This is a genomic window from Leptotrichia sp. oral taxon 223 (assembly GCF_013394795.1).
Taxonomy (GTDB): Bacteria; Fusobacteriota; Fusobacteriia; order Fusobacteriales; family Leptotrichiaceae; genus Leptotrichia.
Genome location: NZ_JABXYU010000001.1, coordinates 1,326,636 through 1,339,900, shown reverse-complemented (window position 1 = coordinate 1,339,900; position 13,265 = coordinate 1,326,636). Strand labels below are relative to the sequence as shown.

Here is a 13,265-nt window from a genome sequence, read left to right as displayed (position 1 = left end):
AATGTGATATAATAACTCTGTATACTAAAAACTTCATAACATTTATGTAAAAGATGTAAAAATCCTTTATTTATAAGGATTTTGGAAACAAATTGTTACTTATAAAAGGGAGAGCGAATGAAAATATTGATAATACATACGGCATTTATAGGAGATATCGTACTGTCCACACCGCTCATACAAAGGCTAAAGGACATGTACCCAAGTTCTAAAATAGATTATCTGACACTGCCGGCTAATCAAAGCGTGATAAGCAATAATCCTAACTTACACGAAATACTGCTTTATGATAAAAAGGGAAAAGACAAGGGAATAAAGGGTTTTTTGAGAGTATTAAAAATATTGAAGCAAAAAAAATATGACTATGCTGTGATACCGCATAGATTTATAAAATCAATATTGCTTGCAAAACTGGCAAAAATTCCTAATATTGCTGGATTTGACGTAGCGACAGGCTCCTTTCTGCTAAATAAAAAGATTCATTATGATATGAAAAAGCATGAAGTGGAAAGATTGCTTGATTTGGTGGAATATAAAGGGGAAAAAATTCCAATTAGAATTTATCCTGCAAAGGAAAACTTTGTTAAAATCGATAAAATCCTGGAAAATCATGGATATTTTGGAAATGAAGGACAAAAATTAATACTGGTTGCACCAGGCAGCCAAAGGCCTGAAAAAATGTGGCCGATAGAAAAATACCACGAAGTCATCGAAAGATTGAAAAAAAATAAAAATTATTTTATTGGAATAACTGGCTCAAAATCTGAAAAGAAACTGCCTTTAAATTTTCCAGATGATAAAAATGTGATTGATTTTCGTGGAGAAATTAACCTTGTGGAATTTGGAGCATTGATTTCAAAGGCTGATATTGTTGCAGGAAATGACAGTTCTCCAGTTCATATTGCTAGCGGATTTGAAAAGCCTTTTGTAATTGGGATTTTTGGGCCGGGAAAACGGGATTTGGGATTTTTTCCCTGGACTGAAAAAAGCAATGTTATCGAGGACAACGAATTTTATGAAAATAATATTGTATCAATTCCTAAAAATCAGCATAAATATAAAAAGGACTATTATAAAGGGATACCTTTAATTAGCGCAGATAGAATTTATAAAGAAATTATGAAGCGAATTTAGAAAAATATAAAATTATAAAAAGGATGAAAATAATTAAATATGAAAAATAAATTTAACTTGACTATAAATATAATGGGATATGTCGTGAGTTTGTTAGTTGGAATATCTCTGTTCCTATCAGAAAAATTTGAAAATAATGTTTTAATTCCTCTGTTACTGCTAGTATTTGTAATTGCTATGTTTTCAAAGGAAAATCGAAAAAAATTTTTGAAAAATATAGATATGAAATTTTCATTATTATTAATTATATTTGTGGTTATGTCGTTTATGATTGCAGCGTTTGATGGCGGCATAGAATCACGGCTGGACAATTATAATTTAAGATACTTGATTTTTTTCCCGTTAGTATATTTTGTAAATAACGACAAAAAGATTTTTGATTTTCTAAAGTCATTTTTATTTGGCGGAACAATAATTTTGATTTTGGCAATTTTTAATTTTATTAAAAATTATAACAAATGGGCAAATCCTGTGGGATTTGATTATCCAAGAGTTACTGCCATTTTAACTGTTCAGGATTTTGCAAATATTATGTGTATAATATTTTTATATTTATTGTCTTTTTTACTTTTTTATAAAAACGATGATAATAAAAAAAATAAAATAATAAAAATTTATCTGGCAATAATGTCAATGCTCACTTTGTTCATAGTTATCGTAAATAGATCGAAAATGGTTTACATCTGCTTAATTCCTACAATCTTGTATATTATCTACAAAAAGAGAAAAAAATATGTATTGGTGGCTATTCTGATGTGCTTTGCAGGTTACTTTATGCTGCCAGTTTCGATATCAAGCAGACTCCAATACATAGTCAAGTATAAAAATGATCCTTCAAGCAATTTAAGGATAATTTTCTGGAAAACCGGAGCAGAAGCTTTTAAGCAGAAACCGCTATACGGGTGGAAAGCTGAAGAAAGAAAAAAATTTAATTTGGATTATTACAAAAAAATAGGAGTCAGTGATTATGTTTACAAATATTTTCTTACTGGAAATAAACTTCGTACACAGCATTACGTAGCTTCACATAATTCATATTTGCAGTATTTGCTAGATTTTGGAATTTTAGGTTTTATGTTTTTTATTTTAATAATTATAGATTTATTAATAAAATTAATTAAGATGAATTTTTATAAACAACATAAAAACGGGAAAACAACTGCATTTGAAATAGCTACAAAAGCTTCTTTTCTAGCCTGGATAATTCAAGGGATGACAGATGACAACCTAAATGATAAGCATCTGGTAATAACTTTGACAGTATTAATATTTTTTATTGATTATCTATATAGAAATCTAAAAAACCAGGAAAATTTAAATTTAGAAAATGACGAATCTAAATTTTAAATTACATATTACTACAAAGGAACAAATAGAATACTGTTAAGCAGAAACTAGTGTAAAATGTTTTTATTATATTAATACAGGAGTGTGAAATGGAAAAATATAAGTTTTCTAACAGCAGAATTTACGAAATCAATGAAAAGTTGAACAAAAAGCCTTATAAATACATATATAAGGAATTACTGCCTAAAAAAGTATATGATAAATTGCAAAGTAAAATATATCTTTTGAATCAAAAAACAATTGCAAAGGATTGGGATAATATCTTAAAGGATTATTTTGAAAATAAAGTGAAAGGAAAGGAAATCAGGGCAAAAAAAAAATTAGCAGACGAGAAGATAATATGGCAGTTCTGGGGGCAAGGCTGGGATTATGAGAAGCTGCCTAGTGTTGTAAAAATATGTCACAGCTCTATAGACAGATATACGAAAGGTTACACTGTAATCCGCCTGGATATTGACAACATAAAGGAATATCTTGATATCCCGGAGTATGTTTTGGAAAAGTTAAATAATAAAAAAATGGGATACGCTCATTTTTCAGATATATTAAGGCTTGCATTGCTAAGTAATTATGGCGGTGTATGGTTGGATGCAACTGTACTTTTAACAGATTACTTATCAGAAAAATATTTCAAAATGGACTATTTTTTATTTCAAAGGGATGAAAATTTAGAAAATAAAAAGGAATGGGAAGATTATGACTCAATTTATTTTTCATGGAATAAAAAGTCGAAAGTAAAAATGTTAAGCAGTATTATCTTTTCTCATAAAAATAACAAAGTAATTCATACATTGTTAAATATGTTAATGATTTTTTGGGAAAATAACAGTACAGTTCCGAATTATTTTATTTTACAAATACTCTATGATGAATTAATAGAAAATTATTATAAAAAGGAGCAATGCCAGATTGTATCTGATACTTTTCCGCACGAAATGTTTAGAGTATGGTTTAGTGATTATTCCGAAAATAAATTACTGGAAATAACAAAAAAAATAAACATTCATAAACTATCTTTTAAAATAGAAAATATCAAAAGAAAAACAGACAGAACTTTTTTTGAGCATTTTAAAAAGATGTATGAAATAGACTAAAAATTTTTACTAAAATTACATCAAATATTTTGTATACTTTATAAATAATTAAGAATGGGGAAAAAATGAAAGTATTAGTATTACACGGCCATCTTAGTATGGGCGGAGAAGAAAGAGTCTTGCTGAATGTTTTAAAAAATTTAGTAGAGCTGAATTATGATGTTGATTTGCTTATAACTTGGAACCACGGGAAAAATAACTTATTTGAAAACGAGATTCCAAAAAAAGTAAATTATAAATTTTTATTTGATAATTATGACGGTAAAAGCAAGATTATCAAAGAAATTTATAGATTACGGGCAAAAGCGGCTTATCTGAAAAAAGTTGAAAAAATAATAAAAGAAAAAAAATATGATGTTGTTATAGATTATTCCTCAAATTTATTGAAATATAATAATCTTGATATAAAAGCACCTGTATTTGCATGGATTCATTTTTCACTTACTTTTGGAGAACAGTTAAGTACAGACAAAATAGAAAAATATAAAAAACAATATAAAAAATATGACAAAATACTGGCAATATGTGATACAATGAAAGATGAATTTATAGAAATTCTAGGAATGAATAAAAACAAGGTGGAATTGGTTTATAATCCAATAAATCTTGAAATAATCAAGGAAAAAGCAGAAAATATAAACCCTGAGTACGAAAATTATTTAAAAGAGGATTATTTTTTGCAAGTATCACGACTGACACAGCAAAAGCAACCTGAACATCTGGTTGACATCTATTACAAATTAAAGCAGCGGGGAATAAAGGAAAAACTTTATTTCATTGGAGATGGTGAAAAAGTAGAACTGATTAAGCAGAAAATCAAGGAATATAATTTGGAAAATGATGTAATTCTGCTTGGACAAATTGAAAATCCATATCCATTCTTTAAAAATGCAAAATTATTTGTACATACTGGAAGGTATGAGGGATTGCCAACTGTACTGCTGGAAAGCCTTGCTTTTGGAACGCCTATCGTGGCTTATGACTGTCCTACAGGGCCAAAGGATATACTTGGGAAAAATAGTGAATATGGGGAGCTAATTCCATTAAATGATAAAGATACATTCGTAGAAAAAGTTTATGAATTAATGAACAATAACAAAAAATATGAAAATTATAAAAAGCAGTCGCTTGCAAGGGCTAATGACTTTTCAATGGAAAGTAATAAAGCAAAACTGAAGGAATTAATAGAAAATATAAAGTCCTAATATAAATAGCTGTTTAGAATAATGTAAAGAAAGGTTACACATGAATATAGTAAATGGAATAAAATCCAAGATAATAATATGGCTGTTTGGTACTAAAAAGAAACATAAAAATATTGATTTAAAAAATGTAAAAACAATACTTTTAAATCCTAAAGACTCTATTGGTGATACTTTAATGTCTTTTTGCTACGCAAGACAATTAAAAAAAATGTATCCTAACGTTAAATTAGGGATGGTAGTAACAAATAGAAATATGGAATTTACGAAATTATGCAATGAAAATGAAAAAATAATAGATACTGTCGTAAAACGGAATGATGTGCTTAAAAATCATAAAAAATGGGATGTGCTGCTTGATTTTTTAAGTAAGGAAAATACAAAGCGGATGATCTGGAAAAAGGTGTTAAGTCCGAAAATTACAATAATTTTTGGAGAAGGTGACAAAGGGCATTACTATAACAAAAAAAATGTGAAAAATTATGATTTTGACTGTACTCCGCCTATTGAAACCCACATTATAGATTATTTGATAAATTCTGAGTTTTCTAAATATTTTAAAATAGAAAAACAGAAACCGCATATTGAACTTTTGGAAAAAGATATTGTTAAAATGGAAAAATTCTGGAAATCTGATTCTGAAAAATTGGAAGAAAAGACAAAAGCAGTAAAAATTTTATTAATACCACAAGGCAGTGACAGGGAAATGAAGCCCAAAGAAATTGCTGATTTATTGAACAGCATTGAAAAAGAAAAAAGAAAAAATGTGAAAATTATTATGGGCAAAACTGTTGGAAGTGAAGAATACTATAAAAAGCTAATGACTTATGTAAATAAAGATTTGAATATTGCTTTGTCTAAAAAATTTAATATTAAAGAGTATGTCTTATTTATGGCGGCAGCTGACTTGGTAATCGGAGTCGATGGAGGAGGTATCCATATAGCTTCTTCATTAAATAAACCCCTTTTGAGCTTCTATGCAAACGACAAGTACAATTTGTGCAGATGGTCACCTAAAACAACAGCTGACAGCCTACAAGCAATCTCAAAAACCATCGGAAACCACAATCAGACATATAATTTTTCACTGTCTGAACCAATAAAATGGTTAAATGGCAAAATAGAAGAAATATTAAAAAACTAATTACAGTAAAGGATTATACGTTATCCACAAACTAACGTAAATAAACGTATCTATAAAAGGAATAAATAATAAATGAAAAAAATAAACTGGAAATTTTACAGGCCTTATAGAGATAGACTGGTTGATAAAAAAAATGAAATGTTAAGCCGTATATTTGATAAAAATAAAAAAAATATCAATTTAGAGCCTATAAAAATGAATCGAATCTTATTTTTAAGAACCGACGGAAAAATCGGAGATTTTATAATAAGTTCATTTATTTTTAGAGAAATAAAAAAATATTATCCTAATATAAAAATAGAGGTTGTTGCTGACAAATCTTTGGAAAATTTATTGAAATTAAGCAAAAATATAGATAAATACTACATTTTTGATAGAAAGAAGATGCATGAATGGAGAAATATTGTAAAAATATTAAGAAAAAATAAATACGATGCCCTGCTTGATTCAACCGAAGGGCTGAAATATAAGCAGGTTTACCTTTTGAACAGGGTAAATGCCACTGTTAATGTTGGATACAACAAGGACGATTATAAAATATATAATAAAAATATAAAACAGAATAATACCTTGAAAATGACTGAAATTTATAAGCAAATGATGAAAAGTATAAATATTGAGATAAAAGATACAAAATATGATGTTCCAGTTTCTAAGGAATCTGAAAAAAATGTGGAAATGTTTTTAAAGGAAAATAATGTGAAGGAAAAAATAATTGCCCTAAATTTTTTTGGAGCTTCCAGAAGCAGAAAAATAAATGAGGAAAACGCTCTCATTATAATAAGAAGATTAAGTGAAATATATAAAAATTATAAAATTATAATACTGGACTCTCCAAATGACAGGGAAACAATTTACAACATACTTGCAAAAGCAGATAATAAAAATGTATTATTTTTTGAAAACTCTAAAACTATTTTAGATTCAATATCCATAATTAAAAAAAGCGATCTAGTAGTGTCTCTCGACACTTCAATTTTACACATTGCCGAAGGGCTAAATAAGAAGGTAATGGCTTTTTATGGACCTAAAATCAATAAGAATAAATGGCGGATAAAGGAAGAAAACAATATATTGATTGATTATCCTGAAAATCGGATTAATGACGTGGATTTTGAAAAAATGTTTGATAAATTATGCAGCCAGACTGGCTTGCCTGTTACTTAAAGAATAAAAAATATGAAATAGGAGAAATGCTGATGAAATTATCGGTAGGAATAATAACTTTTAACGAAGAAAATAGAATTGGAAAAACTTTGGATTCAGTAAGGGGAATAGCTGATGAAATAATAGTTGTGGACAGCGAAAGCAGTGACAGAACCGTAGAAATCGCCCTTTCAAAAGGGGCAAAAGTATTTTCTGAAAAATGGAAGGGCTACGGACCTCAAAAAAATTTCGTGCTTGAAAAATGCAAAGGTGAATGGATTTTGTTAATAGATGCTGATGAAGTAATTTCGCAGCAATTAAAAGAAAAAATAAAATCCATTATAAATAGCGAGAATCCATCAAAAGATGTTTTCAAAATAAAATTAAGAAATATTGCATTCAAGAAAGAAATAAAATTTGGCGGATGGGATGACTATGTAATCAGGCTTTGGAAAAATGGAAAAGTTAAAATTAGTGACAGGGAAGTCCACGAGCAATACCAGACTGAAAGTAAAATAGGAAAAATAAACGAAATGATAATACATTATACATACGACAGCATCGAAGAATTTTTGGAAAAATTGAACCGGTATACTTCACAAAGTGCAAAAGAATATATAAAAAAAGGAAAAAATCCAAGTTTTATAAAAATATATTCCAAAATGCTGTTCAGGTTTATAAAGATGTATATTTTACAGCTGGGCTTTCTGGACGGTTACGAAGGCTATTTGCTCGCTAAATACAGCTCAATTTACACAATGACAAAATATACGAAATTACGTGAAGAATATTATAACAATCTGGGAAATGACACTTCCCTCGTCATTACCACATACAACTGGCCAAAGGCTCTGGAAGTCTGCCTAAACAGTGCACTAGAACAAACCGCCCCTCCAAAGGAGATTATAATTGCCGATGATGGCTCAAAGCAGGAAACTAGTAACTTGGTAAAAAGATTTCAGCAAAGCTATCCAAATAATAATATTATTCACTCGTGGCAGGAGGACAAGGGATTTCGGGCTGGAATGTCTCGAAACAGAGCTATAAGCAAGGCGACTGGAAACTATATAATAATAATAGACGGCGATTTAATATTAAATAGGCATTTTGTTGAAGATCATATAAAAAATATGGAAAGAGGATGCTTTATTCAAGGCTCAAGGGTAATAACTTCGCCGACTGTCGCAAAAAAAATGATGGAAGGCAAAAAAATAAATCTTTTTACCAAAGGGCTTAAAAACAATATGAATATGGTGAGAAGCAAGCTCCTTTCTAAAATTTTTACAAAAGTGGATAAAAACTTACGTGGAATCCGTTCCTGCAACATGTCATTCTTCAAGGAGGACTTAATTAGGGTAAACGGCTTTGAAGAGGAAATAGAAGGCTGGGGAAGGGAAGACAGTGAACTTGCTGTAAGGCTGTTTAATATTGGCTGCAAAAAGAAAAAATTAAAATTTGAGGCTTTGACTTGCCATTTGTATCATAATGAAAACGACAGAAGTAGACTGAAAAAAAATGATGAATACTTGGCAAATGCGATAAAAAATAAAAAAACGAAAGCTAAGAAAGGGCTTGATAGATATGAAGGAAGTAACGCTGGTAATAACTAGCTGCGGAAGATTCGACTTGCTGGAGGAAACGCTTGACAGTTTTTTCGAATACAATACTTATCCGATTAAAAAAATTATAATAACCGAGGACAGCACAGAAGGGAAAAAGCTGGAAAAGCTGATTTCCAAATACGACAGTAAAAATCAGAACTTTAGGCTTATAGTGAATGAAACACGGCTGGGGCAGTTAAAGTCCATTGACAAGGCTTATCATGAAATTGACACCAAGTACATCTTTCACTGTGAAGATGACTGGAAATTTTTAAAGAAGGGATTTATTGAAAAATCAATGAAATTGCTTGAAGAAGATGAAAAAATTCTAGTTGTCGGCTTACGTGATAAAAAAGATTTTGCAGAAGATTTTTTCTATGATGAGGATTATATTTCCAAAACTGGTGAGAAATATTACAGTGTGAAAGGGGAAATATTTACCTATAATCCAGCTTTGAGAAGAAAAAAGGATATGGATTTATTTGGGCTCCATGAAAAACTGGAAAACCAGCGATATGAGGAAGTATTGTCGGATTTTTACAAGGAGCGTGGATTTAAGACAATATTTTTTAAAGAACCATATGTGACTCACATTGGAAATAAAAGGCATGTGCATTTTAGTAAAAACAGAAAGAATACTGTACTTAGCTTTAAAATTGACAGGTTAATAAAAAAAATACGAGCTAAAATTTTGAAAATAAAAGGAAAAATCTAATCGTTTTTTAATTAATATTTTTTCAATTTTTAGTTGTTATTTTTTTATATTTCGTATAAAATATAAGTGTAAAAATTAAAATTATTTTATTTAAATTTCTAATTAATTTAACACTATTTATATAACTGTAATTTAAGCATACTTTTTAATCAAAATGAATAAATTAAGAAGCTGTATTTTATAAATTTTTAACAAGAGAAAATAACTTCAAGTAAAACAATAATAATTCCTAATGGAAAAAGGAAGGAAAAAATGTTACATATATATTTATTTTTAATAACAGTTCTGCTATTTTTAATATTTATTATTTATAACAGGACTAGAAAAAATTTCGTTTTGTGCCTTATGTATCACAGTGTTGACAGCGAGAAGGGAAAAGGCGGGATTTTTGTAGATGAATTTGAAGAGCATATAAAATGGATAAAAGATAAAAAAACTTTTAAAATGGAAGAATTAAGGAATTTAAATTATACATTGCCAAAAAATTCCATATTAATAACTTTTGATGACGGATATAAAAATAATTATACTTTAGCTTTTCCAATTTTGAAAAAGTACAATATGAAGGCTACGATTTTTTTAAATACAAAATTCATTGAAAAAGACGAGGCTTATCTCAATTGGGATGAAATTAAGGAAATGTATGAAAGTGGCCTTATTGATTTTCAGCTTCATACACATTCACATCAATTGACAATCAAAGACATTAATGTGCTTGCTTTTTATAATGAGGAAAGTTCTCCGTATTTTAAAAGGGAAAGCTACAGCTTGTTTTTTGAAGGAAATTATGATGAAAAAAAGGATAAGGAAAAATTAAACGGGCTTCCTGTTTTTAAATTAAGAAGCAAAATTTCAATTCCTGGATACAAACCAAAGAAAGATTTTGTAAAAAAATATCGAAATGTCGCAGAACTTCAAAAAAATAATAAATCAGAAAAAGAAAAAAAAGAATTTTTGAATAAATTATTTAAAGAAAGACAAAATGAATTTTTTGACAAAGTTAGTGAAGAAGAATTTAAAAAAATTGTGGATTTTGAAATTTTGGAAAATAAAAAGATTATTAAAGAAAAACTAGGGAAAACTCCAAATTGCCTAGCTTATCCTTGGGGGCACCGATACAAAGGGAACCGTGAAGATATAAGAAAACTAGGTGTCGATGTATTTATTACCACTAGAAAAGGCGTAAATTCGCAAAAACTTAATAAAAACTGGATTTACCGTGTGAGCGGTGATGATTTTGAAAATTTTGAAGAATTTAAGAGGGAATTGACTGACGGTAGCGGTGTATATTATAGAAAATTACGAAATTTTTTTGTAAAAAAACATTAACTGGATAATGAATAAAAAATAATTTAAAATTTATTCAAATCTAAAAAAATCGAACTAACCAAGAATACAAGTAAAGAATGAAAGGCAAACTAAACATATGAAAAAAATAAAATTAGATTTTGGAGGAATTCAAAAACTGAAAAAATATATAAAAAAATACTATATATTAATTATACTGAATATCCTGCTGGCAACAATGTCGTCTCTTGTTTCCTCCGCTCCGATAGTCCTTGTAAAAAGATTATTTGACAAGGGAATTTCCGGAAGGAGCGAAAAGGATATACTTTATGCGGCTGGCGCAATGATAATGCTTGCTGTAATCGGCGCAATACTGATGTACTGGAATACTATTTTCTCAACAGTGATTTCGTCATCTATTTATAAAGATATTGTTACTGATATTTACAATAAGATACAAACTTTGGATATGGAATATTTTGCAGGAAAAAAAATAGGCGATATGATGACACGTGTAATGACGGATCCCAGCAATATAAATTCCATTATACTGGAAGTTTTCAATATGATACCTGAAGTAATAAAAGTGATAATTTGCATGGGTATAGCATTTTATGTAGATTTTGACTTGACACTTGGAGTAATGATTGTAACTCCAATTTTAATAGTAACAGTCAGAAAGTATGCCAAAAAGCTGAAACATTCCGGTAAAAATAGACAGGAAGCAATAGACAGCTTAAATTCAAAGCTGCAGGAAACATTGGCTGGAATTCGGATTATAAGAGCATTTGCTACAGAAAAGTCTGAAATAAAGGATTTTAATAAAAAAAATATAAATCTGAAACGGATTGCCATCAGAACCGCTCGGTACAATGCAAAAGCCAATGCAATAATGGAAGCCTTAAATTATATAATTGTAGCGCTGCTGTTATTATTTGGAGGTTATAGGGTTTTAAGAGCTCACAACTTTACTGCGGGAGATTTTATTACAATAGTAGGCGCAATTTCATCAATGTACACGCCTGCAAGACGTGCTGTAACCAGATTTAACGGAATAAGTGTAAATTTATCTTCTATCACAAGGGTTTCTGAAATTCTGGAAGAAATGCCGTCTATCATAAATCATTCAAATTGTGTGAAATTTGAGAACTTTTCACATGACATAAATTTTGAAAATATTGACTTTAAATATAAGGACAATCCTGAAAAAATATTAAAAAATATTAACTTAAATGTCAAAAAAGGGGAAACAGTTGCATTTGTTGGAAATTCCGGAGGCGGAAAATCCACGCTTGTCAATTTAATACCAAGATTTTTTGATGTATCCCGTGGTTCATTAAAAATTGACGGAACTGATATTAGGGATTATGATATTAAAAGTTTAAGAAAGGGTATAGGCATTGTACCGCAGGAAACATTTCTATTTTCAGGAACAATACTTACTAATATAAAATATAGCCGTCAAGATGCTTCCTTTGAAGAAATCGTGGAAGCTGCAAAGCAAGCTAATGCACATGAATTTATCCAAAACCTTCCTGACGGATATGACACAGAAATTGGGGAACGTGGTGTAAAATTATCTGGCGGGCAAAAACAGAGAATTGCAATTGCACGTGCAATCTTAGAAAATCCTCAAATATTAATTTTGGATGAGGCTACATCAGCCCTTGACAATGAGTCTGAAAAGCTGGTTCAGGATGCGCTGGAAAAACTTATGAAAGGAAAAACTACATTTGTTATCGCTCATAGGTTGACAACAATCGAAAATAGTAATAAAATAGTAGTAATACAGAAAGGTGAAATAAAAGAAATAGGAAGTCATAATGAATTATTAAGCAAAGAGGGAATTTACAAAGCATTATATAATAAAAATTTTGATATATCTAACAAAAGTTAATAAAAAAACGGCGATTAGTATATTTAAAATTATATTTTGCTAAAAGAATTAAAAAAGAAGGAGAAGAAAAATGAAACAGATTAAAGGAATTATCTTATTTTTAATGTCAATTGTATTAGTAGCATTTGGAAGCCAAGATTCAAAAAGTTCTAAAAATTTAGTAAAAAAGCTTGAAGATGAAACTAGAAAAGTAGGAGATAAACTAAAAGACGTAAAAGAAGAAAAAGCCGCAAAAGCTGAAACTAAGAAGGCTGAACAAAAGCAAGCAGAACAGCCTGTACAGCAAAAACAAACAGCTGCGACACCTGCACAGCCGCCTCAGCCAACACCTGCACAGCAACCTGCAGCGCCGGCAAATCCTGCGCAATCTGCACAAGTAACAGCAGATCCAGCAAACCCTGCATTTGCAATTAATGAAACTGATAAAACAAATGGTAAGAAAGAAAACAGAAAAAATAGAAGAAATAGCAAAAATGGTTTCAAATCACCAAAACATAGCCGTTTAAAAGATAATTCTTCATCTGCCGGACATGAAAAACCATCTAAATCACAAGATTCTGCTCCAAAATCATCTGGAAGTTCAAGTTCTGGCAGCAGTGGAACTGGAAGTTCAGGATCCTCTTCATCAGGTGGTGGAGATTCAAGTTCATCAGAATAATTTTATATCGGCAAAATTAAGCAAAACACAAAATACAGAT

The 13,265-nt window shown here is 29.6% G+C and carries 11 protein-coding genes; all 11 read left to right on the top strand.

Annotated features, from left to right (window positions below):
- Positions 1-117 precede the first annotated feature (117 nt).
- On the top strand, positions 118-1,134 hold the full coding sequence (locus tag HW275_RS06630; protein ID WP_178935784.1) for a glycosyltransferase family 9 protein: 1,017 nt from the start codon (positions 118-120) through the stop codon (positions 1,132-1,134).
- A 39-nt stretch (positions 1,135-1,173) separates the two neighbouring features.
- A complete protein-coding gene (locus tag HW275_RS06625; RefSeq protein WP_178935783.1) occupies positions 1,174-2,481 on the top strand; it encodes an O-antigen ligase in 1,308 nt (435 codons plus the stop codon).
- A gap of 89 nt (positions 2,482-2,570) precedes the next feature.
- Positions 2,571-3,575, top strand: a complete 1,005-nt coding sequence (locus HW275_RS06620; RefSeq protein ID WP_178935782.1) for a capsular polysaccharide synthesis protein — start codon at positions 2,571-2,573, stop codon at positions 3,573-3,575.
- Between the two features lie 65 nt (positions 3,576-3,640).
- Positions 3,641-4,780 carry a glycosyltransferase gene (locus tag HW275_RS06615; RefSeq protein WP_178935781.1) on the top strand — a complete coding sequence of 380 codons (1,140 nt, stop codon included), beginning with the start codon at positions 3,641-3,643 and terminating at the stop codon, positions 4,778-4,780.
- A 40-nt stretch (positions 4,781-4,820) separates the two neighbouring features.
- Positions 4,821-5,921, top strand: a complete 1,101-nt coding sequence (locus HW275_RS06610; RefSeq protein WP_178935780.1) for a glycosyltransferase family 9 protein — start codon at positions 4,821-4,823, stop codon at positions 5,919-5,921.
- Between the two features lie 72 nt (positions 5,922-5,993).
- Complete coding sequence (locus tag HW275_RS06605; RefSeq protein ID WP_178935779.1) at positions 5,994-7,088, top strand: glycosyltransferase family 9 protein; 1,095 nt, start codon at positions 5,994-5,996, stop codon at positions 7,086-7,088.
- Between the two features lie 32 nt (positions 7,089-7,120).
- On the top strand, positions 7,121-8,677 hold the full coding sequence (locus HW275_RS06600; protein WP_178935778.1) for a glycosyltransferase: 1,557 nt from the start codon (positions 7,121-7,123) through the stop codon (positions 8,675-8,677).
- Positions 8,649-9,383, top strand: a complete 735-nt coding sequence (locus HW275_RS06595) for a glycosyltransferase (protein ID WP_178935777.1) — start codon at positions 8,649-8,651, stop codon at positions 9,381-9,383. The genes HW275_RS06600 and HW275_RS06595 overlap by 29 nt, the downstream gene beginning before the upstream one ends.
- A 252-nt stretch (positions 9,384-9,635) precedes the next feature.
- A complete protein-coding gene (locus tag HW275_RS06590) occupies positions 9,636-10,712 on the top strand; it encodes a polysaccharide deacetylase family protein (RefSeq protein ID WP_178935776.1) in 1,077 nt (358 codons plus the stop codon).
- Between the two features lie 97 nt (positions 10,713-10,809).
- Complete coding sequence (locus HW275_RS06585; RefSeq protein WP_178935775.1) at positions 10,810-12,567, top strand: ABC transporter ATP-binding protein; 1,758 nt, start codon at positions 10,810-10,812, stop codon at positions 12,565-12,567.
- A gap of 70 nt (positions 12,568-12,637) precedes the next feature.
- Positions 12,638-13,225: a hypothetical protein gene (locus HW275_RS06580; protein WP_178935774.1), complete on the top strand. Its 588-nt coding sequence runs from the start codon at positions 12,638-12,640 to the stop codon at positions 13,223-13,225.
- Positions 13,226-13,265 lie beyond the last annotated feature (40 nt).